The sequence below is a fragment of the Pseudomonas sp. BJa5 genome, assembly GCF_030272875.2.
In the GTDB taxonomy this organism is placed as follows: Bacteria; Pseudomonadota; Gammaproteobacteria; order Pseudomonadales; family Pseudomonadaceae; genus Aquipseudomonas.
On the sequence record NZ_JALRNG020000026.1, the window covers coordinates 1 to 24,332 of the forward strand.

Below are 24,332 nucleotides of genomic sequence, written 5' to 3' on the forward strand. Positions count from 1 at the left end.
GTGCTGGTTGTACTGGCCTCATCGCCGGCGCTGCCGGCTCCCACAATGATTCTCGGCATGCCCCGGCCATTGTGGGAGCTGGCGAAGCCTGCGATCGACCGCGAAGCGGTCGTATTCCAGGCGCCGCCCGATCAGCCCGGAATCATGGCAAAGCCGACGCCGAAACGGTTCCAGGCGTTGATGGTGGCGATGGCCAGGGTCAGGTTGGCCACTTCGGCTTCACTGAAGTGTTCGAGCAGGGCGCGGTACTGGTGCTCCGGTGCGTGCAGCTCGGGCAGGCGGGTCAGGCTCTCGACCCAGGCCAGGGCGGCACGCTCGCGGGGGGTGAAGTAGGCGGTTTCTTCCCAGACGCACAGGGTTTGCAGGCGCGCCTCGGTTTCTCCGGCCTTGCGCGCATCATTGGCATGCATGTTGACGCAGTAGGCGCAGCCGTTGATTTGCGAGGCGCGCAGGCGCACCAGTTCCAGCAGCGAGTTCTCCAGCCCCGACTTGGCCAGGGCCATTTCCAGGCCGACCATGGCCTTGTAGGCCTCGGGTGCGTGTTTGGCCCATTCGATACGATTGCTCATGTTGCTCTCCGGTCAGTTCCGCATCAGGCGGCGATGGCATTACCTTAGCGCTGCACCTGTTCAGGTCGAATAGCCAATTGCGTCGATTTCACGCAGGCCAATCAGCCGAGGCTCTGCAGGGTGTCGCGCAGCCGGTCCAGGGCCGGGTCGATGTCCAGCAGGTCGATGGCGCCAAAGCCCAGGAGCAGACCCTGGCGCACCGGGGCCTGGGCATAGAAGGGCGCCAGGGCATACAGGCCGACCTCGACCTTGCGTGCCATGTCGATGACGAACTGGATGTCCAGGTCACCCTTGGCCAGGGCGCTCAGGTGATAGCCGGCCGTGGCCGGAATCACCTCGAACCAGGGCGCCAGGTCGCCGTGCAGGCGCTGGAGGATGCGCTCGCGGCGAGCGGCATAGACCTCGTGCACGCGGCGGATGTGCTTGAGCAGCGAGCCTTCGCTGATGAAGCGGGCCAGGGCCCACTGGTTGAGGGTCGGGGTGTGCCAGTCGCTCAGCTGCTTGGCGATGCACAGCGCCTCCAGCAAGGCGGGCGGCACGATCGCATAGCCCAGGCGCAGCTCCGGCAGCAGGGTCTTGGAGAAGGTCCCGACATAGGCCACCAGGCCATGGCGGTCCATGCTCTGCAACGAATCGGTGGGCCGCCCCTGATAGCGGAACTCGCTGTCGTAGTCGTCTTCGATGACGATCGCTCCCAGCGCCGCCGCCCGCTCCAGCAGGGCCTCGCGGCGCGCCGGGCTCATGGGCATGCCCAGGGGGAACTGGTGCGAGGGGGTGACATAGATCAGCCGGGTGCCGTCGGCGATCTGCTCGACGCACATCCCCTGATCATCCACCGGCACATACTGCAGGTCCGCACCCTGGGCCAGGAACAGTTGGCGCGCCGGGGTGTAGCCTGGGTCTTCCATGGCCACCCGGCAGCCCGGCTCGATCAGCACCCGGGCCAGCAGGTCCAGGGCCTGCTGGGCGCCGTTGCACACCAGCACATCCTGGCTGGCGCAGCGCACCCCGCGGGCAAAGGCGATATGCCGGGCGATGGCTTCGCGCAGCTCCGGCAGGCCCTGGTGGGCGGCGTAGCGGGCGCTGCCCTGGCGAATCTGGCGCAGCGCATACTGGTTGCAGCGGCGCCAGTCATCGAAGGGAAACTGCGCCTTGCTCGAGGCGCCACCGATGAAGTCGTAGCGCAGGGTGCTCGCCGCCAGGTCCTTCATCAGGCTGGCACGCGAACGCCACCTGGCCAGGGTCGCGGCGCTGGCCAAGGGAATGTCCGGGGTCGGTGTGGCAGCGCGGGTCGGGGCAGGGGTGATGAAGGTGCCCTTGCCCACCTGGCCACTGAGCAGGTTGTCGTAGGTCAGGCGCGAATAGGCCTCGGCGACGGTCTTGCGGGAAACACCCAGTTGTTCGGCCAGCAGCCGGGTCGGTGGCAGTTGGGTGCCGGCGGCCAGGCGACCGCTGTCGATGCCGTCGCGCAGTTGCCGGTAGAGCTGTTCGGCCAGGCCTTTGCTGCCGTGCAGGCTGATATGAAGTTCCATGGGGGTCCAGGCGCCAGTGTCTGACGTCGAGAGTACCCGATTTCCCTACAACCGTTGATCCCCTGGGCCGACGCCTTGGCCCAGGCGCGCCACACTTTAGAGGTCGGGGTTCTCCGGCACGTCGGGGAACCTCTTGCCCACACAGGAGCGTCGCCATGTACCTGCGAACTCTGTTGGCCCTCGGGCTGGCGTTGAGCGCTACCGCCCAGGCTTCCGAATCCGTCGCCGTGTACCACTACGGCATGCCGCTGGATATCGCCCGAGTCGTACAGATGAGCGAACCTGATACCGAGCTTTGCGATGTGGTGCAGGCCAGCATGGTCTACGTCGACTCGGCTGGCCAGCAGCACACCTTGCAGTACCTGAAGCTGGCTGACGTCTGCAGCAATCAGGGTTAGTCCCAGGCGGGCGCCAGGCCTTGCGGGTCGGTCAGGCGCAGGCCGCTGTCGAGGGCGGCAATGCGGGTCATGTCCTGCTCGCTCAGTTTGAGGTCGCGGGCCTTGAGGTTGCCGGCCAGGTTGTCGCGACGGGTCGAGGACGGGATCACCGCATAGCCCAGTTGCATGGCCCAGGCCAGGGTTACCTGTGCCGGGGTGGCGTTGTGCTGCCTGGCGATTTCCTGGATGACCGGATCCTGCAGGACCTTGCCATAACCCAGGGTCATGTAGGAGGTCACGGCAATGCCCTGTTCCTGCATGAACGTCACCAGCTTGCGGTTTTGCAGGTAGGGGTGCAGCTCGATCTGGTTGGTGGCGATCGCCTCTTTGCCGACCACCGCGATGGCCTGGCGCAGCAGCTCGATGGTGAAGTTGGACACGCCGATCTGGCGGGTCAGACCCTGGTCGCGGGCTTCGGCCAGGGCGCCCATGAACTCGCTGACCGGCACTGCGCCCTCGGGCGATGGCCAGTGGATCAGGGTCAGGTCCAGGTGGTCGGTACGCAGCTTGTGCAGGCTGTCCTTGAGGCTTGGGATCAGCTTGTCGGCACCCAGGTTCTCGGTCCAGATCTTGCTGGTCAGGAACAGTTGCTCGCGCGGCACGCCACTGGCGGCGATCGCCTGGCCGACCTCGGCCTCGTTGCCGTAGATCTGTGCGGTATCGATGGCCCGGTAGCCGAGCTCCAGGGCCTGGGTGACGGAATCGATGACGACCTGGTCCTTGAGGCGGAACGTGCCTAGGCCGAGCAGGGGAATGGACATGGAAGGGCTCCTCGTAAAGGGCTGATGACGGTGAGGGCTGCAGTATTGCGACAGTGCTGCGTGGGAAACATCCCTGCTACGACACAACTTTTTTGCTTGTGCCGCACGAATCTTCCAAGCAGATGATAGCCTTGCAGTGTCAGTCGCAATGGATCTGGTCATGACCCGGCACAAGCTCAGCATTCGTCAACGCAATGTTGACAACATCCTCCTGGCGGCCGAGCAGGTCTTTGCCGAAAAGGGCTTCGCCGGCACGGCCATGGCCGATATCGCCGAGGCGGCGCAACTGCCGCGCAGCAATGTGCACTACTACTTCAGCACCAAGGCCGAGCTGTACCAGGCGGTGCTGTTCGGCCTGCTGGACGTGTGGAAGCAGGACGCCCTGTGTTTCGAACTCTACGACGACCCGCGCATCGTGCTGTCCACCTACATCCGCGCCAAGATGAACCACTCGCGCACCCGGCCCTACGGCTCCAAGGTCTGGGCCAACGAGATCATCCACGGTGCGCCCAACCTGGGGGCTGCCCTGGACGATCCGCTGTATGACTGGGCGAAAATGAAAGAAGCCAAGATCCGCCAGTGGATCGACGACGGCCGCATCCTGGCGGTGGAGCCTTCGGGGCTGCTGTACATGATCTGGGCCTCGACCCAGCACTATGCCGACTTCAGCCACCAGGTCGGTTTGCTCAACGACCATCAGCCGCTGAGCGACCTGCAGTTCGAGCGGGCGGTGCAGACGGTGACCAGCGTGATCCTGCGCGGGATCGGCCTGGAGCCTTGATCGGCGCTGATCCGTATTAATCCCGCCAACCTGAATCTGTAACTCAATACACCCCGACGCCATAGTAAGGGCCTCCGTGATGAGGTCCGAACCATGTATCAATATGACGAGTATGACCGTGCGCTGGTGTTCGAGCGCGTGGCGCAGTTTCGCGATCAGGTGCAGCGTTTCATGGCTGGCGAACTCAGTGAGGAAGAGTTCCTGCCCCTGCGCCTGCAAAATGGCCTGTACCTGCAAAAGCACGCCTACATGCTGCGCGTGGCGATTCCCTATGGCACCCTCGGCGCCCGCCAGCTGCGAACCCTGGCGCTGATCGCCCGCGAGTACGACCGTGGCTATGGCCATTTCACCACGCGTCAGAACATCCAGTTCAACTGGATCGAGCTGGCCCAGGTGCCGGACATCCTCCAGCGCCTGGCCGAGGTCGAGATGCACGCCATCCAGACCTCCGGCAACTGCGTGCGCAACATCACCACCGAGGCCTTCGCCGGGGTGGCGGCCGACGAACTGCTCGACCCGCGCCCGCTGGCCGAGATCCTGCGCCAGTGGTCGACCATCAACCCGGAGTTCCTGTTCCTGCCGCGCAAGTTCAAGATCGCCATCTGCTCGGCAGTTGAAGACCGGGCGGCGATCATGATGCATGACATCGGCCTGTACCTGTACCGCGACGAGCTGGGCCAAATGTGCCTGCGGGTGATGGTCGGCGGCGGCCTGGGGCGCACGCCGATCCTCGGCCTGCAGATCCGCGAGGGCCTGCCGTGGCAGCATTTGCTGTCCTACGTCGAGGCAATCCTGCGGGTGTACAACCGCCATGGCCGGCGCGACAACAAGTACAAGGCGCGGATCAAGATCCTGGTCAAGGCCCTGGGCATCGAGGCCTTCGCCCGGGAAGTGGAGCAGGAGTGGCAGCACATCAAGGACGGCCCGGCGCAACTGACCGAGGCTGAGTTCCAGCGCGTGGCCGCGGCCTTCGAACCGCCGGCCTATGACAGCGTGGTCGACAGCGAGCTGGACTTCGAGACTCACCTGGCCCAGGACCACGGCTTCGCCCGCTGGGTGGCCTGCTGCGTCAAGCCGCACAAGGTCCCGGGCTATGCCAGCGTGGTGCTGTCGACCAAACCCGGTGCAGCATCGCCGCCCGGCGACCTGACCGCCGCGCAGATGGAGGCGGTGGCCGACTGGTCCGAGCAGTTCGGCTTCGGCGAAATCCGCATCGCCCATGAGCAGAACCTGATCCTCCCGGACGTACGCAAGCAGGACTTGCACGCGCTCTGGCGCCTGGCCTGCGAGCGTGGCCTGGGCACCGCCAACATCGGCCTGCTGACCGATATCATCGCTTGCCCCGGCGGCGACTTCTGTGCCCTGGCCAATGCCAAGTCGATTCCGATCGCCCAGTCGATCCAGCGCTGCTTCGAGGACCTGGACTACCTGCACGACCTGGGCGACCTGAGCCTGAACATCTCCGGCTGCATCAATGCCTGCGGCCACCACCATATCGGCAACATCGGTATCCTCGGCGTCGACAAGAACGGCAGCGAGTGGTACCAGGTGACCCTCGGCGGCGCCCAGGGCAAGGACAGCACCCTGGGCAAGGTGATCGGCCCGTCCTTCAGCGCCGCGCAAATCCCCCAGGTGATCGAGCAGATCATCGCCACCTACTGCGCCTACCGCGAACTGGACGAGCCGTTCATCGACACCGTGCGCCGGGTGGGCTTGGAGCCGTTCAAGGAACGGGTGTACGCCAGCCGGTCGGAGGAGCTGATATGCGTAATGTGATCGCCCTGCGCGGTGGCGAGCCGACCTTGCTGGAGGACGATGCCTGGCAGTTACTGCGCGACAGCGAGCAGCCGCTGCCGTCCGGCTTGTTGCTGTTACCGCTCAAGACCTGGCTGGAACGCCAGGGCCAGCAACCGGACGGTCGCGACGGCCTGTGGCTGGGGCCCGACGACGAGATCGAGCCCCTGGCGCCGTTACTGCCGAACCTGCCGCTGATTGCCATCGACTTTCCCAGCTTTCGCGACGGCCGCGGCTACAGCCAGGCCTACCTGTTGCGCACGCGCCTGGGTTGGCAGGGCGAGTTGCGGGCCATTGGCGATGTGCTGCGCGATCAGCTCAGCCATATGCGCCAGTGTGGCTTCGACAGTTTCGCGGTGCGTGAAGACAAATGCGCCGAGGATGCCCTCAAGGGCCTGGCGGGGATGAGCGTGCTGTACGGGCGTTCGGTGATCGAGCCGCGACCGCTGTTTCGTCGTCGCTAGCCCGGGGTGAGCGAAAGCCTTAGAGTGTGGGCCTACTTATTTTCGCTCAAGGCTTGGCTCATGACCGATCTCAGTGCATTCCCGATCACCCGCAAATGGCCCGCCCGTCACCCTGAACGGCTGCAGTTGTACTCGCTGCCCACGCCCAACGGGGTGAAGGTGTCGATCATGCTCGAAGAGATCGACCTGCCTTACGAGGTGCACAAAGTCAGCTTCGACAGCAACGACCAGCTGACGCCCGAGTTCATCTCCCTGAGCGCCAACAACAAGATCCCGGCCATCCTCGACCCTGACGGCCCGGGCGGCCAGCCGCTGCCGTTGTTCGAGTCCGGGGCGATTTTGCTCTACCTGGCCGAGAAGACCGGCCGGCTGCTGCCGAAGGATCCGGCGCTGCGCTACGAGGCGATCCAGTGGCTGATGTTCCAGATGGGCGGGGTCGGGCCGATGTTCGGCCAGGTCGGTTTTTTCAATATCTTTGCCGGCAAGGACTACGAGGACAAGCGCCCGCGTGACCGCTACGTGGCCGAGTCGCGGCGCCTGCTCGGTGTGCTGGACAAGCGTCTGGAAGGGCGCGACTGGGTGATGGGCGATTACAGCATCGTCGATATCGCCATCTGGCCCTGGGTGCGCAACCTGATTGTGCGCTATGACGCGGCCGAGCTGGTGGGGATGGCCGATTTTGCCAATGTGCGGCGGGTGCTGGAGGCCTTCCTGGCCCGGCCGGCGGTGCAGCGCGGCCTGAAGATCCCCGGGTGACCCCCCGTGGGAGCGGGCTTGCCCCGCGATTGCGTGTTGTCAATTACATCGCATCGCGGGGCAAGCCCGCTCCTACGGGTAGGAATTAGATCAGCTGCGTCAGCAACCAGTACAAGCCGCCGGCCAGCACGATCGCAGCCGGCAAGGTCAGTACCCAGGCCATCAGCAAGTTGAAGATGGTCCGCATCTGCAGCCCCGAACCATTGGCGACCATGGTCCCGGCCACCCCCGACGACAACACGTGGGTGGTCGATACCGGCAAGCCGTACATGTCCGCTGCACCGATGGTGCACATCGCCACAAGCTCCGCCGAGGCACCCTGGGCGTAAGTCAGGTGGGTCTTGCCGATTTTCTCGCCCACCGTGATCACGATGCGCCGCCAGCCGACCATGGTCCCCAGGCCCAGGGCAATGGCCACAGCGACCTTGACCCAGAGCGGGATATAGCGGGTGGCATCGTCGAGCTGGTGCTTGAACCGTTGCAACTGGTCGTGGGTGCCGGCATTGAAGGTCACCAGCTGGTGCTTGTCGATCAGGCGGATGGTCTCGCTGGTCAGGTACATGTCGTTGCGCACGTTGGCCATGGCTTCGGCCGGCACCTTGTTGAGCGATCCGTAGCCTTTGACTTCGCTACCGATGCTGCCGGTCAGGGTGGCCAGGGCCGGAATCAGTTCGGGGCTGGCGGCAGGTTGGCGGATGAAGTCGCTCAGGGTCTTCCTCGGGTCGCTGACCACCAGCTGCGGTGCGTTGCGTTGCAGGGCCTGCTGGGTCGCTTCGGCGACGCTGGCAAAGTGCATTGACTGTTCGGCCGGCATGGTCCGGTTCAGGGCATAGGCCATGGGCAGGGTGCCGACCAGGATCAGCATGATCAGGCCCATGCCTTTCTGGCCGTCGTTGGAGCCGTGGGCGAAGGACACGCCGGTGCAGGTGAGGATCAGCAAACCACGAATCCACCAGGGCGGCGGGGTGTTGCCGACCGGCGCCTGGTACAGGTCGCGGCGCTTGACCAGCATGCGCAGGGCCACCAGCAGCAGCGCGGCGCAGGCAAAGCCGACCAGCGGCGAGAGCAGCAGCGAGTAACCGACCTTGCCGGCCTGGGCCCAGTCCACGCCGCTGGTGCCGTCGCGGCCATGCATCAGTGCGTTGGCTACGCCCACGCCGATGATCGAGCCGATCAGGGTATGGGAGGACGAGGCCGGCAGGCCCAGCCACCAGGTGCCCAGGTTCCAGATGATGGCCGACAGCAGCAGGGCGAAGACCATGGCAAAGCCGGCCGAGGAGCCGACCTTGAGTATCAGCTCCACCGGCAGCAGGGCGATGATGCCGAAGGCCACGGCGCCGCTGGAAAGCAACACGCCGAGGAAGTTGAAAAAGCCGGACCACACCACAGCCACCGAAGCGGGCAGGGAATGGGTGTAGATCACCGTGGCCACGGCATTGGCGGTATCGTGGAAGCCGTTGACGAACTCAAAGCCCAGGGCGATCAGCAAGGCGACGCCCAGCAGCAGGAACGGGGTCCAGGTGGTGACCACCGTGCCGGTCGCCTCGACATCCCGGAACAAACTCCAGGCCGAGTAAGACAGGCCGGCCATCAACAGACCGAAGAACAGCATCAGGGTCAAGCGCCCGGGCCTCTGATGCAGGCGTGGGCGCGGGTCAGTTGTGGTCAGCGATGGACGGCTGGCCAGCGTCGGGGTAGTCATGCTGACTCCGGGTGGTTTTACCTCAGGCACCAAGCATAGAAAAAAACCGCGACAGCGCCGTGACTTCGGTCAAAGAAAGTCCTAGGTTGAGAGAAAGAGCCGGAGCTTTCCGATGATCCGTTGCAAGCGCGCCTATGACCCTGTCGAACCCGGCGATGGCCAGCGGGTGCTGGTCGACCGGCTGTGGCCGCGCAACAGGCGCAAGGACCAGTTGCAGGCCCTGTGGGTGCCCGAGGTTGCACCGTCCACGGCGTTGCGCCAGGCCTTTCACCAGGGGCAGGTGGATTTTGCCGGGTTTGCCGAGCGCTACCGCCAGGAGCTGGCGGCGCACCCCGAGCACTGGTGGCGCCTGCTGGGGCAGGCGGAGCAGGGCGATGTGACCTTGCTCTATGCCGGCAAGGACACCGCGCAGAACAATGCCCTGGTGCTGGCGAGCTGGCTGGAGGACGAGCTGGAGCGTCGCGGGCCGTCAAGCTCGCCGGTCTGCTACGCCCCTGTGGGAGCGGGCTTGCCCGGCGATTGAATGCGCTGCGACATCGCGGGGCAAGCCCGCTCCCACAGGGAGGTGTGATCATGCAATTGATTGCCGCCACCGACCAGTACCTCACCTTCGCCCGCGACCTGACCCGGCGGGCCATGCTGCGCTATTACCGGGAATTCGACCTGCTGTGGATCGAGGAGGCCTTCAACCAGGCCTGGGGCTGGCGCGAGCAGTGGTTGATTGTCGAGGATGACCAGCTCCTGGGGTATTGCAGCCTCAGCCAGGACCGCCAGGCCCTGTACATCCGCGAACTGCACCTGATCGAGAGTGCCCGCGGGCGCGGCGTGGGCACCCGGGTGCTGGAGCAGTTGGCCGGCTGGGCCGCCGAGCGGCGCCTGCCCTTGATGCGCCTGACGGTGTTCAAGAGCAACCCGGCGCAGGCCCTGTACCGGCGCCAGGGCTTCGACGCGGTGGGGGAAGACGAGTGTTTCGTGCGTATGCAGCGGACCATTGACTTGTGTGCCGGTGCAGGTCCCGTGCATAGTGCTACACCGTATGGGTGATGTAATAAGGACGTTGAACTGGCATGAACGGAATCGGATCCCGCCTGAGAGAGGAAAGGGAGCGCCTGGGCCTGACCCAGCGCGTGTTCGGTGACATCGGCGGGGTCGAACCCAACGCCCAGGGCAAGTACGAAAGCGGCGAACGAACGCCCAAGGCCGACTACCTGGCCGCCGTTGCCGCGCGCGGCGTGGACGCCCTGTATGTGTTGAGCGGGGAGCGTACGCCGTTGCCCCAGGGCAGCCTGAGCCCGGAAGAAGACCGGCTGCTGGGCTGTTTTCGCACCCTCTCGGCCCACGACCAGGCGGCCATCCAGCAATTGCTGGGCAGTCTGGCCGATGCGCTGCCGCAGGCCGCCGGCTATCCGCGGAGCGTTTTTTCCCGTGCCGCGGGCAAGGGCAAATCGGCATCGACACGATGACGCGTTCCAGTATGTTTGCCACGCGGTTTTTTGCTAAGGTGGCGGGATCCAATTGCCGCCGCAGTGCGAGGTGTCTGCTTGATTAGGGTCCTGGTGGTCGATGACCACGATCTGGTGCGTACGGGCATCACCCGCATGCTGGCCGATATCGACGGCTTGCAGGTCGTGGGCGAGGCCGACTCCGGCGAGGCTTCGCTGAAGGTAGCGCGCGAGCTCAAGCCCGATGTGGTCCTGATGGACGTGAAAATGCCCGGGATCGGCGGCCTTGAAGCCACGCGCAAACTGCTGCGCAGCCACCCCGACGTGAAAGTGGTGGCGGTTACTGTCTGTGAAGAAGACCCGTTTCCCACCCGCCTGTTGCAGGCCGGTGCCGCCGGCTACCTGACCAAGGGTGCGGGCCTGGATGAAATGGTCCAGGCCATTCGCCTGGTGTTCGCCGGCCAGCGCTACATCAGCCCGCAGATCGCCCAGCAACTGGCGCTCAAGTCGTTCCAGCCGCAAGGCTCGCCGTTCGATGCGCTGTCGGAGCGGGAAATCCAGATCGCCCTGATGATCGTCGGCTGCCAGAAGGTACAGATCATCTCCGACAAACTGTGCCTGTCACCGAAAACGGTCAATACTTACCGTTACCGGATCTTCGAAAAACTCTCGGTCACCAGCGACGTCGAGCTGACGCTGCTGGCGGTCCGCCATGGCATGGTTGACGCCAGTCTCTGAGCCCATGACCCCTACATTCGATTCAAGTGCCTTCCTGGCGACCTGCAGCGGTCGTCCGGGCGTCTACCGGATGTTCGACGGCGATGCCCGGCTGCTGTATGTCGGCAAGGCAAAAAACCTCAAGAAGCGCCTGGCCAGCTATTTTCGCAAGACCGGCCTGGCGCCGAAGACGGCTGCCCTGGTGGGGCGGATCGCCCAGGTCGAAACCACCATCACCGCCAATGAGACCGAAGCGCTGCTGCTGGAGCAGACGCTGATCAAGGAATGGCGCCCGCCGTACAACATCCTGCTGCGTGACGACAAATCCTACCCTTACGTGTTTTTGTCTGACGGACCCTTCCCGCGCCTGGGCATCCACCGGGGAGCCAAGAAGCAGAAGGGCAAGTACTTCGGGCCCTATCCCAGCGCCGGCGCCATCCGCGAAAGCCTCAGCCTGTTGCAAAAGACCTTCTTCGTGCGCCAGTGCGAAGACAGCTACTACAGCAACCGCACCCGACCGTGCCTGCAATACCAGATCAAGCGCTGCAAGGCGCCCTGCGTCGGGCTGGTCGAGCCTGAGGAATATGCCGTGGATGTGCGTCACTCGGTGATGTTCCTCGAAGGGCGCAGTCACCAACTGACCAATGAGCTCAATGCCGAGATGGAACAGGCGGCCATGGCCCTGGAATTCGAGAAGGCCGCCGAACTGCGCGACCAGATCGCCTTGCTGCGCCGGGTCCAGGACCAGCAGAGCATGGAGGGTGGCAGCGGCGACGTCGATGTGGTGGCCGCCTTCATCAACCCGGGCGGCGCCTGCGTGCACCTGATCAGCGTGCGCGGCGGCCGGGTGCTGGGCAGCAAGAACTTCTTTCCCCAGGTGGGCATCGAGGAAGACGTGGCCGAAGTCATGGCCGCGTTCCTGTCCCAGTACTACATTGGCAATGCCGAGCGCGACCTGCCGGGCGAGTTGATCGTCAACGTGGTGCATGAAGACTTCGAGGCCATCAGCACCGCCATCGAAACCCTGCGAGGCCGCGAACTGACCATCAGCCACCGGGTGCGTGGCACCCGGGCGCGCTGGCAGCAACTGGCAGTGACCAACGCCGAGCAGGCGCTGATGGCGCGCCTGGCCAACCGTCAGCACATGGCCTCGCGCTTCGAGGCCCTGGCACAGGTGCTGGACCTGGACGAAACCCCGCAGCGCCTGGAGTGCTACGACATCAGCCATTCCAGTGGCGAAGCGACGGTAGCCTCCTGCGTGGTATTCGGCCCCGAGGGGCCGCTGAAGTCCGATTACCGGCGCTTCAATATCGAGGGTGTGACCCCGGGCGACGACTATGCCGCCATGCACCAGGCCCTGACCCGGCGCTTCGGGCGGATCAAGGACGGCGAGGGCAAGCTGCCGGATGTGCTGCTGGTGGACGGCGGCAAGGGCCAGCTGAACATGGCTCGCGACGTGCTCCAGGAACTGGCCGTACCCGACCTGATTTTGCTCGGCGTGGCCAAGGGCGTGACCCGCAAGGCCGGCTTCGAAACCCTGTACCTCAATGACGTGGCCCACGAGTTCACCCTCAAAGGCGACTCGCCGGCGCTGCACCTGATCCAGCAGATTCGTGACGAGGCGCACCGCTTTGCCATTACCGGCCACCGCGCCCGGCGCGGCAAGGCCCGGCGCACCTCGAGCCTGGAAGACGTGGCAGGCGTTGGGCCAAAGCGCCGTCGCGACCTGCTCAAGCACTTCGGCGGCTTGCAAGAACTGACCCGCGCTAGCATCGAAGAAATTGCCAAGGCACCGGGAATCAGTAAAAAGCTTGCCGAGTCGATTTATGCCAACCTGCATAGCGAGTAGAATGCGGGCTCACTTTGCAGCCAGTTGTGCCGATGAATATTCCAAATCTACTTACCGTTCTTCGCGTCCTGCTCATACCGATCTTCATTCTGCTGTTTTATGTTCCATATCACTGGAGCTACCTGGCAGCGAGCAGTGTCTTCGCCATCGCCGCGGCCACCGATTGGCTCGACGGCTACCTGGCCCGTCGCCTGCAGCAGAGCACCCCGTTCGGCGCCTTCCTGGACCCGGTGGCCGACAAGCTGATGGTCGCCGTGGCCCTGGTGTTGCTGGTGCAAGCCCATGCCAACCTGTGGCTGACCTTGCCGGCGGCGGTCATCATCGGCCGCGAGATCGTGGTCTCGGCTTTGCGCGAGTGGATGGCCGAGCTCGGGGCGAGGGCGCACGTGGCGGTGTCGAACCTGGGCAAGTGGAAAACCGCCGCACAGATGCTGGCCCTGGTGATCCTGCTGGCCAACCCGGCCGTGCTGAGCTTCTGGGTGGTGCTGGGCTATTCCTTGCTGATGATCGCCGCCGGCCTGACCCTGTGGTCGATGGTGCAGTACCTGCGCGCCGCCTGGCCGCACCTGCGCGAAGGCTCGGAAAAAAAATAAAGCTTTTTTGAATCAAGGGCTTGACGCCATTCTGTGATCCTATAGAATGGCCACCACCAAGACGCGGGAATAGCTCAGTTGGTAGAGCACGACCTTGCCAAGGTCGGGGTCGCGAGTTCGAGTCTCGTTTCCCGCTCCAAATATCGATGTGCAGGTTTCAGCAGAAGTCTGCAAATCACGAAAAAAGAGGCCTAGGCCTCTTTTTTTTCGTCCGCAGAAAACTGTCGGGATCTGCAACCCGCCACGCCTTTCAAGTACATCAATAAGTACATCGAAATGCGGGTGGCATCGACGGGTTGAATCCACAGCCAGAAGTAGTCATTCGTAGGTGTCCAGGAAATCCAGAGTCATTCAGGATTTGAAGGTGACCGTCCGGCCAAGTCACCTAGCGCAGCAAACAGCCCGCCGAAGAGGCGCGGGCTGTTTGCTGCGCTCACCCACGGCGCTGCGCACGCTCTCAGTATCAGGTGTTCGCTGTATACCAGGGGCGTTGTATGCGCAGCGCCAACCGGTCGATCTGCGGCACCAGCAGGTTGGCGGCAAGCACGGCGAAGCAGAGACCATCGGCATAAAGCCCGAATTCGCGAATCGATTCTGTCAGCGCGCCAACGGCCAAGCCGAAGAGGATGCGACCGGCGCGTGTATCGGGACTGGTGACCGGATCGGTGGCAATGAAGAAGGCGGTGAAGAGGTACCCACCGAGACTGAGGTTGTACAGGCTTTCCTGCAGGCTATGGCCGGCGGCCATGCACAGCAATACCGTGCTCGCGAGCATCGCCAGCGGAATCTCGATGCGGATCACCCGCAGGCAAGCCAGTAACAAACCGCCGGCAACATAGCCGTACCCTGACAGATTGGGGGTGGTCAGCGTGAACTCGTTCTGAGCCAATTGAGTGGCGCCGGCGAACGCATCGAGGTCAAGGCGTGGCGCCAGCTGTAGCTGTTGTAGAAGAACCGCCTTGGCGTCCAGGGTCACGGTCCAGGGGGCATGGTCCGATGGCGCGGGGTACAACTGCTGGTAGAAGCAGATTGCAACGATCCCCAGGCCCACCATGGCGGGGTTGAGACGATTGCGACCCAGGCCTCCACTGCCGTGTTTACAGAGCGCGAGAGCGGCAAAAGTGGCCAGGGCGATCATCCATAGCGGCACCAGCAGCGGCAATGCCCGAGCCAGTATCAGGCCTAGCACCAGCCAGCTGAGGTCGCTCAGACCCTCGCGTACATTACACCCGCGCAGGCGCAGCAGGCCGGCTTCGAAGCCCAGGGCGAGCAGCACGCACCAGAAGATTTGCAACCAGACCACGACGCCAAATTGCCAGGCGTACAGGGCGGTGCCCGGCAGGAGACACAAGATGACCAGCAGCATCACCGTGCGCAGTCGTTGCGGAGTGGGACGGCGTACCAGGCTCATGCACGTATCTCCGTCTTGCTCTGGCGGAAGCGATCGCGCAGCGGGATATTGCTCGGGCAGATGCTGCTGCAGCTGCCGCATTCGATACAGGCATCCAGGCGCAGTTCCTGCAGGCTGGCCTTGTCAAGGCGTTCGGCGGCAGCGTAGAGATCCAGCGGTCTGAGCGACATCGGGCAGACATCCACGCAGCGCGTACAGCGAATGCAACTGCCCGCGGGTTGGGTTGCCGGCAGGTAGCGCTCAGCGCCGAATATCAGGCAACTGCTGGTCTTGCTGATGACGGCGGTGGGGTCCGGTAGCGGCTGTCCCATCATCGGGCCGCCGACCTGGGTCCATTGTCCTTCGGCGGCCGCACCAGCAATCGCGCGCAGTGCGCTGACCGGGTAACCCACCGGCACCAGGACATTCCCGGGGCGCTCGCAGTTCCCGGTCAGCGTCAGCACGCGTTTTATCAGGGGTTCGCCCTGGAAGATGGCCCGGCCCAGTGCGTAGAGCGTTGCGACATTCAGCGCCAGGACGCCGATATCGGCGGGCCGGGCGCCTGGCGCCAGGTTGCGGCCACTAAGGCTCTTGATCATCAACGGCTGCCCCCCTGCCGGGTAACGCTCCGGTAGCGGACAAATCTCGACCCGGGTGCGCGCCTGGCGAGCGGCGGCGCGCAACGTGGCCATCGCCTCCGGTTTGTTGGTTTCGACACCGAAACGGGTCAGCGTTATTCCCAGCAGTGCGGCGACAAAGTCGGCGGCTTCGATCAACGCTTCGGCATGTTCGCGCATGAGGCGGTCATCGCAGGTAAGGAAGGGCTCGCATTCGGCACCGTTGATCAGCAGCAGATCGGGCTGCTGGGCGCCGGCCAGCTTGAGGGCCGTCGGGAAGCCCGCCCCGCCAAGGCCGACTATGCCCATCTGCAATGCTCGTTCGACCAGCGTCTCGGGCGTTTGCGGTAGCCCCGGCACCGGGCGTTCGATCCACTCATCCAAACCATCTGCGTTCAGAATGACGGCCATCACTGGCTCGGCCGAGTCGGCCGCGAAGGCGAGGTCAATCCGTTCCACGATGCCGGAGGTGCTGGCATGCACCCAGGCGGTGTTGTCATCGCCAATACCGATCACCTCGCCCTTGCGCACATGCTGTCCCGGCTGCACGCAAGGCTGGACAGACCGGCGACCGCGCCCGAGCGGAATCGCCAGCTGTATTTTTCCGATCGCGACCGGGACAACCGGCGTGGCGTTGGACAGCTCTTTGTAGCCCCTGAGCTCGATCCCTCCGTGCCAACTACGCTGTGAGGGTGAGGCGATGGCCAACAGGCGGCGCCAGAAGGGTTTGTGTTGCGGCTGACGCTGGGCGCGGATGCGGCCCTGCATGCGTTCGGCGTTCTGCAACGAATGGCTAGACATGTTCTGTCCTCCAATTTTTGGACAAAAACCGCCCCGATGCGCTAATGCACATGATGGTTTTTTGGCTTCCGGGACGTTGAGCGAAAAGGGAGGGGGGACAAATGATCACCCGCGCAACTCAGAGTGTTGAATCGGGGCTTTGTTCGGTTTTTGCTCAGATTTGCTGATGAGCGGTAGACCAATTGCCAGCTTGCGTGGTGGTCAGCAGGTGTGCTGCGAGGCGTCGTCGCCAACGGCCATGGTGTGTTCCCAGGCCCTGGGCCGGGTAGTCCACGTTCGCTGGAGAATACCTTCGAAGGTCAGGCGCAGGTACATCCCACGCGCAGGCGTGGGTTCTGGCGAAATAACGTGCGCCGCGAAGCGGCGGCCAGAATCAGCGAGGTGTCGAATGATGCGCGCAAGCCTGCTGTTTATGCTGCTGACGTTGCTGTATGGCTGCGGCGAACGGATCGAACGCTTTTCCGGGCCGACCATGGGAAGCACGTATTCGATCCAGTACGTACCCACCGCGCAGACGCCCGACTCGCGGAAAGTAAAAGCCGAAGTCGAGAGAATACTCGAGACGCTCGACCAGCAGTTCTCCACCTGGCGCGGCGACTCCGTGGTTTCGCGCTTCAACGATCTGCCGGCCGGTGCCTGTCAGGCGGTGCCGGACGATATGCGTCACTTGCTGGCGTACAGTGAGTTACTGTTCCGCGAGAGTGGCGGGGCTTTCGACCTGACGGTGCTGCCATTGATGAACCTCTGGGGCTTCGGCCCGCATTCACGAGAGAAGCAGGTGCCGGATGCGAGCGCGCTGGCACGGGAGCGGGAGCGGGTAGGGCTCCAGCACGTGCACCTGGATGGAGAAAAGCTGTGCAAGGATGTGGCGGCGCAACTGGATTTCGACAGCCTGGTCGCCGGCTATGCGGTGGATCGGGTCGGCGACAGGCTTTCGGCCCTGGGTATCCAGGCCTATCTGGTCGAGATCACCGGCGAACTCAAGGGGGTCGGCCGCAAGCCGGATGGCTCGCCCTGGCGCATCGCCCTCGAGGTGCCGAGCGGTGGGCGCGAGCAGCACGTGGAGCACGCCATTGCACTGGATGGCTATGGCGTTTCTACCGCCGGCGATTACCGCAACTATTTCGAGGAAGGTGGCCAGCGCTATTCGCACACCTTCGATCCACGTGTCGGTAGGCCAGTCAAGCACGCGCTGGCGGCAGTGACGGTGGTCGACCCTTCGGCGCTGCATGCCGATGCCCTGGATACACTGTTGATGGTGCTCGGCCCGGAGGAGGGCTATGCCTTCGCCGAGCGGCATGACGTCGCCGCCTATTTCATCATGCACCAGGGGCTGGGATTCGTTGCTCGGGCGACGCCGCGATTTGAGTCGTTGTTTCCCCCGCAGGGCAAGACGAAGCATTAGGCGCAGGCGGTGGGGAGTGGGTGCTTGTCATGACGGTAGTGAATGTCAGCCTTCGGTGCCGACCAAGGCGCCAGCGAACAGAAGAGAAGCGCCTTGCCCGGCGCCGAAGCGGGTCGATAACCTGCCTCGACGCCAGGGCGCGTGTCAGCCTTCGCGGTAGGTGCCTTTTTGCTTGGCGGCATGGATGGCCAGGGCGTCCATGAGCGTCGGAGACAGGCAGTCGTAGGGTTCCAGGCCAAGCTCGCGCAGGCGGGCACGGATCGCATCCATCTGCGCGGGTGGAGTTCCGCTTTCGATCACCGAGGACACGAACGCGGCAAAGCCTGGTGCCGACCAGCCGCTCTGCGGGGAGAGCTCGGTATGCACGAAGTCCAGGCCGTAGAAGGGGTGGCCGGTGTTCTCGATGCGCCCGAACAGGTGTGCGCCACAGTCGCGACAGGCGTGGCGCTGGATCACCGCGTTCGGGTCCACCACCTGGAGCTTCTCGCCATGGGCCTGCACACTGACCTTGTCCCGTGGCACCACGGCAACCACCGAGAAGGTCGCGCCTGCGGGCTTCCAGCACTTGGTGCAGCCACAGGCATGGTTGTGCACTGTTTGCGCGCTGATGGCGACTTGCACCTTGTCGGTCGGGCACAGGCACTGGAGCGTGCCACCGGCGAAACCGGGCTGCTCTGGCCGGATCCCCTGGTCGATCGATGGGTGTAGGTGTAGGGCGTTCATGTTACTGGTCCCTCCTGGTTCGGGTGGTGTGATGGGCGTGGCGACAGCCACGCCCGGGGTTGTCAATTGAAATGGATGACCGTGCGGATCGACTTGCCTTCGTGCATCAGGTCGAAGGCTGTGTTGATGTCTTCCAGCCCCATCGTGTGAGTAACGAAGGGCGCAAGCTCGATCTCGCCGCGCATGGCCTCTTCAACCATGCCAGGCAACTGGCTACGGCCCTTGACGCCACCGAAGGCGGAGCCTTTCCAGCTGCGGCCGGTAACCAGCTGGAACGGCCGGGTGGAGATCTCCTTGCCAGCGCCGGCGACGCCGATGACGATCGACTGGCCCCAGCCGCGGTGGGCCGACTCCAGCGCTGCGCGCATGACGTTGACGTTGCCGATGCACTCGAAGGTGTGATCGATGCCCCAGCCGCTCATTTCCACGAGTACCTGCTGGATCGGCAGGTCATAGTCGTTCGGGTTGATGCAGTCGGTGGCGCCGAACGCGCGGGCCAGCTCGAACTTGGCCGGGTTGGTGTCGATGGCGATGATGCGACCGGCCTTGGCCTGGCGCGCCCCCTGGATCACCGCAAGGCCGATGCCGCCGAGCCCGAATACGGCGACCGAGTCCCCCGGCTGCACCTTGGCCGTATTGTGCACGGCGCCGATGCCGGTGGTGACGCCGCAGCCCAGCAGGCAGACATGCTCATGGTTGGCGTTGGGGTTGATCTTGGCCAGCGAGACCTCGGCCACCACGGTGTACTCGCTGAAGGTCGAGCAGCCCATGTAGTGGAAGATCGGTTGCCCTTTATAGGAGAAGCGTGTGGTCCCGTCCGGCATCAGGCCCTTGCCCTGGGTGGCGCGCACCGCCACGCACAGGTTGGTCTTGCCGGACTTGCAGAACAGGCATTCGCCGCACTCGGCGGTGTAGAGCGGGATGACATGGTCACCTGGCTTGAGGCTGGTGACACCTTCGCCCACTTCCACCACCACGCCGGCGCCTTCATGGCCGAGCACGGCAGGGAACACGCCCTCCGGGTCGTCGCCCGAGAGGGTGAAGGCGTCGGTATGGCAGACGCCGGTATGGGAGATCCGCACCAGCACCTCGCCCTTGCGCGGTGGGGCTACGTCGATCTCCACGATTTCAAGTGGTTTGCCTGGCGCGAAGGCAACAGCTGCACGTGATTTCATGATGGGTTCCTCATCAGATTGCCTTGGCAACGACGATCTGAATGCAATCGTAGATGTATTTTCATGCGGGAGACGTCCGGCGGTTTGGCTACCGGACATCTGGCGTGGGGCCAGTTTGGGGGGGAGGAGTGAATCCTGTATATGGAATTGTATGGATTTTATTATTCCTCAATATGGAATTATCATGGTCTATCCGTACCCGTGACAGGTCTTCATGAACAACGAACTGGAACTCCTGCGTATCTTTCGCACCGCTGCCGAACACGACAGCTTCCGTGAGGCGGCCGTGCGCCTGGGGACTTCTCCCCAGGGCGTCACGCGGGCCATACAACGCCTGGAGCGGCACTTTGGCGAACTGCTGTTTCACCGCAACACGCGTCAGGTACGGATCACCGCCTTCGGTGAGGGGCTGTTGGCGCGGCTGCGACCGGCGCTCGACCAGTTCGATGAGGTGTGGCGCCCGCCTGGCGTGGGGCAGGAGGTGTGCGTGGGCGGTACGGTAAGGGTCAGCGCGCCGCACAGCCTCGGCAACCGTGCGGTGTTGCCGGCGCTGGAGCGCGTTGCTGCGCAGCACCTGGGCATCACCCTGGACGTGCGGCTGTCTGATCGACTGAGCGCCGTGGTCGATGAGCAGATCGATGTGGGCATCAGGGTGGGGTTTCTGCATGACAGCCGCTTCGTGGCGCGCCAGGCGAGTCGCATGCGGCTTCCCGTTGTCGCGGCCCCGGGCCTGATCGCGCGCGTGGGTGCACCGGAGCGCGTGGAGGACTTGGCGGGCCTGCCGGTCACTGCGTCCCTGGACATCAACACCGGTCGGCCATGGCCCTGGTATTTCAAGGCGGGGCGACAGTGGACGCCGGCGTCACAGGCGTTTGTCGCCGACGATGCCGACATGGAAATGGGGGCGGTACTGGCCGGGGTCGGCTTTGCCCAGTTGGCGGATTACATGGTTGCCCCCCATCTGGCCAGCGGCAAGCTTGTGCAGGTCTTGTCACACGAAGAGTCGACGCCCTGGGGCCTGTATGTCTACCGTCCGCAGCGCGGCCCCGTGCCCGCGCGAGTCAGGGTGGTGTTCGACGCACTTCATGAGGCCGTTGCTGCATTGCCGCGGCTGGGGTGAGGACGGATCGGTGCTGTTCGTATCGATCCCAGTGCGTTACGTTAACGCTGGCGGGCTTGTCCCGCGATTTGGGTTGCCAAAGCCCCTGAACTCAAGACAAACCCCAAGAAGGTGACAAGCAAGATGGCCAAGGCCGCTGATGTCGTTGTGCAATGCCTGGAAAACGAAGGTGTCGAGTATGTATTCGGCATTCCTGGTGAGGAAAACCTCGACCTGCTCGAGTCCCTGCGCAAGTCGCAGATCAAGCTGGTGCTGACCCGCCACGAGCAGTCCGCGGGCTTCATGGCCGCCACCTACGGCCGCCTGACCGGCAAGACCGGCGTCAGCCTGTCGACCCTCGGCCCTGGCGCCACCAACCTGGTGACCGCCAGCGCCTATGCCTACCTGGGCGGCATGCCGATGATGATGATTACCGGGCAGAAGCCGATCAAGAAGTCCAAGCAGGGCCGCTTCCAGATCATCGACGTGTGCGGCATGATGGCCCCCATCACCAAGTACACCCACCAGTTCGCCTCGGCCGACAACATCCCGGCGCGCATGCGCGAAGCCTTCCGCCTGGCCGAAGAAGAAAAACCCGGTGCCGTGCACCTGGAGCTGCCGGAAGACATCGCCGCCGAACAGACTGACATGCTGCCGATTCCGCGTAGCCTGCACCGCCGTCCGCTGGCCGAGCACGTGGCCATCGAAGCCGCTGTCGAGAAATTGAAGAACGCCCGCAATCCGATCCTGGTGATCGGCGCTGGCGCCAACCGCAAGATGACCGCCAAGGTCCTCAAGCAACTGATCGACAAGACCGGCATCCCGTTCATCACCACCCAGATGGGTAAGGGTGTGGTCGACGAGCGCCACCCGCGTTTCCTGGGCAACGCTGCGCTGTCCTCCGGTGATTTCGTGCATCGTGCGGTTGAAGCCGCCGACCTGATCGTCAACATCGGCCATGATGTGATCGAGAAACCGCCGTTCTTCATGGTGCGCGGCGGTACCGAAGTGATCCACGTGAGCTTCCGCTCGGCGGAGGTGGATGCGGTGTACTTCCCGCAGGTGGAAGTGATCGGCGACATCGCCAACGCCGTGTGGCAGATCAGCGAGGCGCTGACCGATACCAGCCACTGGGACTTCACCCGCCTGCTGGCCATCCGCGAAGCCAACGAAGCGCAGATCGCCGAAGGCGCCGACGACGACCGTTTCCCGGTGTACCCGCAACGCCTGGTCGCCGACATCCGCCGCGCGCTGCCGTCCGAAGGCATCGTGGCCCTGGACAACGGCATCTACAAGATCTGGTTCGCCCGTAACTACAAGGCGCACAAGCCCAACACCGTGCTGCTGGACAACGCCCTGGCGACCATGGGCGCCGGCTTGCCGTCGGCCATGGCGTCGCACCTGGTGTACCCGGATCGTCCGGTGGTCTCGGTGTGTGGCGATGGCGGCTTCATGATGAACAGCCAGGAGCTGGAAACGGCCGTGCGTCTGGGCATGCACCTGACCGTGGTGATCCTGCGTGACGACGGCTACGGCATGATCCGCTGGAAGCAGGCGAACATGGGCTTCACCGATTTCGGCCTGGACTACGGCAACCCGGACTTCGTCAAATATGCCGAAGCCTATGGTGCCAAGGGCCATCGGGTGGAAAGCGCCGAGGGCTTCCTGCCGCTGCTGGAGCACTGCATCAAGACCCCGGGTGTGCATGTGATCGACTGCCCGGTGGATTACAGCGAGAACGACCGGATTCTGAATCTGGAGCTGCGCCAACGTAGCGCTGCGGTTTAAGTCGCGTAAACGTGCGTAACCGGCTGGCGGCAGGGCAGTGGGCCGCCAGCCACGAAAAAAGGACCTACGGGTCCTTTTTTCGTTTGCGTGGAAAAGCACCGGCGTTGTCCGGCTTTGTTGATTGGCGTCAAGCAGGCTGGCCGGCGCACTCGCTAAGCTGCAAGCAACCTCCACCTCAGGTGCTTCGAGGGTCCCATGCTCTATCCTCTGTTCTTGACCCTGCACCTGTTCGCCGCGGTGATCTTCATCGGCACGGTGTTCTTCGAAGTGCTGTTCCTGCGCAGCATCGCCCGGCAACTGCCGCCCCGGCTCATGCTGTTGCTCGAACAGGCCATCGGCCAACGCGCCCGCCAGTTGATGCCCTGGGTGCTGCTGGTGTTGTTCGGTGCCGGATTGGGGATGGTCTGGGTGCGCTACCTGCCGGTGCTGGCGGCGCCACTGCAGTCATCGTTCGGTACCTTGCTGTTGCTGAAGATCATTGTCGCGTTCAGCGTGCTGGGGCACTTTCTTGCGGCCATGCTGTGGTTCAGGCGCGGGCGTATGACGGCCGCACGAGTGAAGTACATCCACATCAGTGTGTTCATGCACATGGTGGTGATCCTGCTGTTGGCCAAGGCGATGTTCTATCTCAGTTGGTGAGCGCGCAGCGCAGGTAGAGGAGTGAGGTCATGCAAGTGCTCGACCGCCGTAAAGCGCTGGCCATCATGCCGTTGCTGCGCCTGGCGTTTCGTCCTTTCTTTCTGGGCGGTTGCGCGCTGGCGCTGCTGGCGGTGCCGTTGTGGCTGGCGGCCCTGCAGGGCTCGCTGGGCGACTGGCAGCCGGCCGGCGGCTGGCTGGCCTGGCATCGCCATGAACTGCTGTTCGGCTTCGGCCTGGCGATCATTGCCGGTTTCCTCCTGACGGCGGTACAGACCTGGACCAGCCAGCCGGGCCTGAGCGGCGCGCCACTGGCCGCCCTGGCACTGCTCTGGCTGGCTGCAAGGGTCGCCTGGCTGGCCAATCTGCCCTGGCCGCTGCTGGTGCCACTGGAGCTGGGTTTTCCCGTGGCCGTGGCCTGGTTGATGGCCGCCATGCTGTGGCGGGTGCGGCAGAAACGCAATTACCCGGTGGTGCTGGTGCTATCGTTGCTGATTGCCGCGGATGCGCTGGCGATGTACGGGCTGGTGCAGGGGCACGACGGCTGGCAGCGCCAGGCTGTATTCAGCGGCCTGTGGCTGGTGGCGGCGATGATGACGCTGATCGGTGGGCGGGTGATTCCGTTCTTCACCCAGCGCGGCCTGGGGCGCAGCGAATCGGTGGCGCCCTGGCCGTGGCTGGATCGTGCCTTGCTGGCAGGTTCGCTGCTGGTCGCGCTGCTGTATGCCGCCGGCCTTGGCTTTTCGGTCAATCCCTTGTGCGGCGTGCTGTTTGCCCTGTTGGCGGCAGGCCACGGCCTGCGCTTGTGGCGCTGGCATGATCGCGGCCTGTGGCGGGTGCCGTTGCTGTGGTCGTTGCACCTGGCCTATGGCTGGATGCTGCTGGCCTGCCTGGGCATGGCCCTGTGGCACTTCGGCGTGGCGCTCAACCCCAGCCTGGCGCTGCATTGTCTGAGTGTCGGGGCCATGGCGGGCTTGATCCTGGCCATGGTCGCCCGGGTCAGCCTGGGCCATACCGGACGCGCCCTGGAGCCGCCGGCGGGGATGACCCTGGCCTTTATCCTGCTCAATCTGGCGGCGCTTGCCCGGGTCGTGCTGGTGCCGTGGGCGGCCCAGGCCGGCTTGTGGCTGGCGGGGGGGTGCTGGGCCCTGGCCTTTGCCTTGTTCATCTGGCGCTACGGGCCAATGCTGCTGCGTGCCCGGGTCGACGGGCATCCGGGTTAGAGGCCGGCAGGGTGTTGATATGCGTCAACGCTCACCCACCGAAGCAGGGTTAGGGTGAACAGGCCCTTATCGATAAGC

Annotated in this window: 24 protein-coding genes and 1 tRNA gene; 17 read left to right on the forward strand and 8 right to left on the reverse strand. The window is 64.2% G+C overall.

The features are described 5' to 3' along the window. Window positions 1-131: 131 nt before the first annotated feature. Together M2D63_RS15705 and M2D63_RS15710 are read right to left on the reverse strand one after the other, a co-directional pair. Window positions 132-569: a carboxymuconolactone decarboxylase family protein gene (locus tag M2D63_RS15705; RefSeq protein WP_285863860.1), complete on the reverse strand. Its 438-nt coding sequence runs from the start codon at window positions 567-569 to the stop codon at window positions 132-134. A 101-nt stretch (window positions 570-670) separates the two neighbouring features. Next, on the reverse strand, window positions 671-2,101 hold the full coding sequence (locus tag M2D63_RS15710) for a PLP-dependent aminotransferase family protein (protein WP_285863861.1): 1,431 nt from the start codon (window positions 2,099-2,101) through the stop codon (window positions 671-673). 155 nt (window positions 2,102-2,256) lie between these two features. Between M2D63_RS15710 and M2D63_RS15715 the strand changes: the two genes are divergently transcribed. Then, window positions 2,257-2,499, forward strand: a complete 243-nt coding sequence (locus M2D63_RS15715; RefSeq protein WP_285863862.1) for a DUF2790 domain-containing protein — start codon at window positions 2,257-2,259, stop codon at window positions 2,497-2,499. Here the strand turns inward: M2D63_RS15715 and dkgB are convergent. Continuing rightward, complete coding sequence (gene dkgB / locus M2D63_RS15720) at window positions 2,496-3,299, reverse strand: 2,5-didehydrogluconate reductase DkgB (protein ID WP_285863863.1); 804 nt, start codon at window positions 3,297-3,299, stop codon at window positions 2,496-2,498. The two genes, M2D63_RS15715 and dkgB, sit on opposite strands and share 4 nt — an antisense overlap. Window positions 3,300-3,459: 160 nt before the next feature. Here dkgB and M2D63_RS15725 point away from each other — a divergent pair, with 160 nt between their 5' ends. The 4 genes from M2D63_RS15725 to M2D63_RS15740 all read left to right on the forward strand — a co-directional run bounded on the left by M2D63_RS15725 (window position 3,460) and on the right by M2D63_RS15740 (window position 7,094). Then, window positions 3,460-4,080 (forward strand): TetR/AcrR family transcriptional regulator, encoded by a 621-nt coding sequence (locus tag M2D63_RS15725; RefSeq protein WP_285863864.1) that lies wholly within the window; start codon window positions 3,460-3,462, stop codon window positions 4,078-4,080. Window positions 4,081-4,173: 93 nt separating this feature from the next. Beyond that, window positions 4,174-5,856, forward strand: a complete 1,683-nt coding sequence (locus M2D63_RS15730; RefSeq protein WP_285863865.1) for a nitrite/sulfite reductase — start codon at window positions 4,174-4,176, stop codon at window positions 5,854-5,856. Further along, window positions 5,844-6,338: a DUF934 domain-containing protein gene (locus tag M2D63_RS15735; RefSeq protein WP_285863867.1), complete on the forward strand. Its 495-nt coding sequence runs from the start codon at window positions 5,844-5,846 to the stop codon at window positions 6,336-6,338. The genes M2D63_RS15730 and M2D63_RS15735 overlap by 13 nt, the downstream gene beginning before the upstream one ends. A 60-nt stretch (window positions 6,339-6,398) precedes the next feature. Continuing rightward, window positions 6,399-7,094 (forward strand): glutathione S-transferase N-terminal domain-containing protein, encoded by a 696-nt coding sequence (locus M2D63_RS15740; protein ID WP_285863868.1) that lies wholly within the window; start codon window positions 6,399-6,401, stop codon window positions 7,092-7,094. Window positions 7,095-7,179: 85 nt separating this feature from the next. Here M2D63_RS15740 and M2D63_RS15745 read toward each other — a convergent pair whose 3' ends face one another. After that, window positions 7,180-8,796, reverse strand: coding sequence for an inorganic phosphate transporter (locus M2D63_RS15745; protein ID WP_285863869.1), 1,617 nt, complete (start codon window positions 8,794-8,796; stop codon window positions 7,180-7,182). Window positions 8,797-8,908: 112 nt separating this feature from the next. Between M2D63_RS15745 and M2D63_RS15750 the strand changes: the two genes are divergently transcribed. From M2D63_RS15750 to M2D63_RS15780, 7 genes are all read left to right on the forward strand, one after another. After that, window positions 8,909-9,319: a DUF488 domain-containing protein gene (locus M2D63_RS15750; protein WP_285863870.1), complete on the forward strand. Its 411-nt coding sequence runs from the start codon at window positions 8,909-8,911 to the stop codon at window positions 9,317-9,319. Window positions 9,320-9,369: 50 nt separating this feature from the next. Next, complete coding sequence (locus M2D63_RS15755) at window positions 9,370-9,840, forward strand: GNAT family N-acetyltransferase (protein ID WP_405310261.1); 471 nt, start codon at window positions 9,370-9,372, stop codon at window positions 9,838-9,840. A gap of 23 nt (window positions 9,841-9,863) precedes the next feature. Then, window positions 9,864-10,259: a helix-turn-helix domain-containing protein gene (locus tag M2D63_RS15760; RefSeq protein ID WP_285863873.1), complete on the forward strand. Its 396-nt coding sequence runs from the start codon at window positions 9,864-9,866 to the stop codon at window positions 10,257-10,259. Window positions 10,260-10,337: 78 nt separating this feature from the next. After that, window positions 10,338-10,976, forward strand: coding sequence for a UvrY/SirA/GacA family response regulator transcription factor (uvrY, locus tag M2D63_RS15765; protein ID WP_010221877.1), 639 nt, complete (start codon window positions 10,338-10,340; stop codon window positions 10,974-10,976). A 4-nt stretch (window positions 10,977-10,980) separates the two neighbouring features. Then, the gene (gene uvrC, locus M2D63_RS15770) at window positions 10,981-12,804 is read left to right on the forward strand and encodes an excinuclease ABC subunit UvrC (protein ID WP_285863874.1); all 1,824 of its coding nucleotides are present in this window, start codon (window positions 10,981-10,983) and stop codon (window positions 12,802-12,804) included. 32 nt (window positions 12,805-12,836) lie between these two features. Next, on the forward strand, window positions 12,837-13,397 hold the full coding sequence (pgsA, locus tag M2D63_RS15775) for a CDP-diacylglycerol--glycerol-3-phosphate 3-phosphatidyltransferase (RefSeq protein ID WP_285863875.1): 561 nt from the start codon (window positions 12,837-12,839) through the stop codon (window positions 13,395-13,397). Between the two features lie 63 nt (window positions 13,398-13,460). Further along, a tRNA-Gly gene (locus tag M2D63_RS15780) sits at window positions 13,461-13,536 on the forward strand. Window positions 13,537-13,860: 324 nt separating this feature from the next. On the opposite strand, the gene M2D63_RS15785 is transcribed toward M2D63_RS15780, so the two are convergent. Both M2D63_RS15785 and rsxC read right to left on the reverse strand, forming a co-directional pair. Continuing rightward, a complete protein-coding gene (locus M2D63_RS15785; RefSeq protein WP_285863876.1) occupies window positions 13,861-14,808 on the reverse strand; it encodes an RnfABCDGE type electron transport complex subunit D in 948 nt (315 codons plus the stop codon). Continuing rightward, the gene (gene rsxC, locus M2D63_RS15790; RefSeq protein WP_285863877.1) at window positions 14,805-16,190 is read right to left on the reverse strand and encodes an electron transport complex subunit RsxC; all 1,386 of its coding nucleotides are present in this window, start codon (window positions 16,188-16,190) and stop codon (window positions 14,805-14,807) included. Before rsxC ends, M2D63_RS15785 begins: the two co-directional genes overlap by 4 nt. A gap of 403 nt (window positions 16,191-16,593) precedes the next feature. Between rsxC and M2D63_RS15795 the strand changes: the two genes are divergently transcribed. Beyond that, window positions 16,594-17,610 carry an FAD:protein FMN transferase gene (locus M2D63_RS15795; RefSeq protein WP_285863878.1) on the forward strand — a complete coding sequence of 339 codons (1,017 nt, stop codon included), beginning with the start codon at window positions 16,594-16,596 and terminating at the stop codon, window positions 17,608-17,610. Window positions 17,611-17,754: 144 nt separating this feature from the next. Here M2D63_RS15795 and gfa read toward each other — a convergent pair whose 3' ends face one another. Further along, window positions 17,755-18,333: an S-(hydroxymethyl)glutathione synthase gene (gene gfa / locus M2D63_RS15800; RefSeq protein WP_285863879.1), complete on the reverse strand. Its 579-nt coding sequence runs from the start codon at window positions 18,331-18,333 to the stop codon at window positions 17,755-17,757. Window positions 18,334-18,395: 62 nt separating this feature from the next. Then, a complete protein-coding gene (locus M2D63_RS15805) occupies window positions 18,396-19,508 on the reverse strand; it encodes an S-(hydroxymethyl)glutathione dehydrogenase/class III alcohol dehydrogenase (RefSeq protein ID WP_285863880.1) in 1,113 nt (370 codons plus the stop codon). Window positions 19,509-19,722: 214 nt separating this feature from the next. Here M2D63_RS15805 and M2D63_RS15810 point away from each other — a divergent pair, with 214 nt between their 5' ends. From M2D63_RS15810 to M2D63_RS15825, 4 genes are all read left to right on the forward strand, one after another. Further along, on the forward strand, window positions 19,723-20,628 hold the full coding sequence (locus M2D63_RS15810) for a LysR family transcriptional regulator (RefSeq protein WP_285863881.1): 906 nt from the start codon (window positions 19,723-19,725) through the stop codon (window positions 20,626-20,628). Window positions 20,629-20,751: 123 nt separating this feature from the next. Further along, complete coding sequence (locus M2D63_RS15815) at window positions 20,752-22,395, forward strand: acetolactate synthase large subunit (RefSeq protein ID WP_285863882.1); 1,644 nt, start codon at window positions 20,752-20,754, stop codon at window positions 22,393-22,395. A gap of 195 nt (window positions 22,396-22,590) precedes the next feature. Next, window positions 22,591-23,034 carry a CopD family copper resistance protein gene (locus M2D63_RS15820; RefSeq protein WP_285863883.1) on the forward strand — a complete coding sequence of 148 codons (444 nt, stop codon included), beginning with the start codon at window positions 22,591-22,593 and terminating at the stop codon, window positions 23,032-23,034. 29 nt (window positions 23,035-23,063) lie between these two features. Then, complete coding sequence (locus M2D63_RS15825) at window positions 23,064-24,254, forward strand: NnrS family protein (RefSeq protein WP_285863884.1); 1,191 nt, start codon at window positions 23,064-23,066, stop codon at window positions 24,252-24,254. Window positions 24,255-24,332 lie beyond the last annotated feature (78 nt).

What these genes read in the sequence shown, in the direction of transcription:
- M2D63_RS15705 (WP_285863860.1), bottom strand. Translation starts at nt 569, where the DNA reads ATGAGCAATCGTATCGAATGGGCCAAACACGCACCCGAGGCCTACAAG.
- M2D63_RS15710 (WP_285863861.1), bottom strand. Translation starts at nt 2,101, where the DNA reads ATGGAACTTCATATCAGCCTGCACGGCAGCAAAGGCCTGGCCGAACAG.
- M2D63_RS15715 (WP_285863862.1), top strand. Translation starts at nt 2,257, where the DNA reads ATGTACCTGCGAACTCTGTTGGCCCTCGGGCTGGCGTTGAGCGCTACC.
- dkgB (WP_285863863.1), bottom strand. Translation starts at nt 3,299, where the DNA reads ATGTCCATTCCCCTGCTCGGCCTAGGCACGTTCCGCCTCAAGGACCAG.
- M2D63_RS15725 (WP_285863864.1), top strand. Translation starts at nt 3,460, where the DNA reads ATGACCCGGCACAAGCTCAGCATTCGTCAACGCAATGTTGACAACATC.
- M2D63_RS15730 (WP_285863865.1), top strand. Translation starts at nt 4,174, where the DNA reads ATGTATCAATATGACGAGTATGACCGTGCGCTGGTGTTCGAGCGCGTG.
- M2D63_RS15735 (WP_285863867.1), top strand. Translation starts at nt 5,844, where the DNA reads ATGCGTAATGTGATCGCCCTGCGCGGTGGCGAGCCGACCTTGCTGGAG.
- M2D63_RS15740 (WP_285863868.1), top strand. Translation starts at nt 6,399, where the DNA reads ATGACCGATCTCAGTGCATTCCCGATCACCCGCAAATGGCCCGCCCGT.
- M2D63_RS15745 (WP_285863869.1), bottom strand. Translation starts at nt 8,796, where the DNA reads ATGACTACCCCGACGCTGGCCAGCCGTCCATCGCTGACCACAACTGAC.
- M2D63_RS15750 (WP_285863870.1), top strand. Translation starts at nt 8,909, where the DNA reads ATGATCCGTTGCAAGCGCGCCTATGACCCTGTCGAACCCGGCGATGGC.
- M2D63_RS15755 (WP_405310261.1), top strand. Translation starts at nt 9,370, where the DNA reads ATGCAATTGATTGCCGCCACCGACCAGTACCTCACCTTCGCCCGCGAC.
- M2D63_RS15760 (WP_285863873.1), top strand. Translation starts at nt 9,864, where the DNA reads ATGAACGGAATCGGATCCCGCCTGAGAGAGGAAAGGGAGCGCCTGGGC.
- uvrC (WP_285863874.1), top strand. Translation starts at nt 10,981, where the DNA reads ATGACCCCTACATTCGATTCAAGTGCCTTCCTGGCGACCTGCAGCGGT.
- pgsA (WP_285863875.1), top strand. Translation starts at nt 12,837, where the DNA reads ATGAATATTCCAAATCTACTTACCGTTCTTCGCGTCCTGCTCATACCG.
- M2D63_RS15785 (WP_285863876.1), bottom strand. Translation starts at nt 14,808, where the DNA reads ATGAGCCTGGTACGCCGTCCCACTCCGCAACGACTGCGCACGGTGATG.
- M2D63_RS15795 (WP_285863878.1), top strand. Translation starts at nt 16,594, where the DNA reads ATGATGCGCGCAAGCCTGCTGTTTATGCTGCTGACGTTGCTGTATGGC.
- gfa (WP_285863879.1), bottom strand. Translation starts at nt 18,333, where the DNA reads ATGAACGCCCTACACCTACACCCATCGATCGACCAGGGGATCCGGCCA.
- M2D63_RS15805 (WP_285863880.1), bottom strand. Translation starts at nt 19,508, where the DNA reads ATGAAATCACGTGCAGCTGTTGCCTTCGCGCCAGGCAAACCACTTGAA.
- M2D63_RS15810 (WP_285863881.1), top strand. Translation starts at nt 19,723, where the DNA reads ATGAACAACGAACTGGAACTCCTGCGTATCTTTCGCACCGCTGCCGAA.
- M2D63_RS15815 (WP_285863882.1), top strand. Translation starts at nt 20,752, where the DNA reads ATGGCCAAGGCCGCTGATGTCGTTGTGCAATGCCTGGAAAACGAAGGT.
- M2D63_RS15820 (WP_285863883.1), top strand. Translation starts at nt 22,591, where the DNA reads ATGCTCTATCCTCTGTTCTTGACCCTGCACCTGTTCGCCGCGGTGATC.
- M2D63_RS15825 (WP_285863884.1), top strand. Translation starts at nt 23,064, where the DNA reads ATGCAAGTGCTCGACCGCCGTAAAGCGCTGGCCATCATGCCGTTGCTG.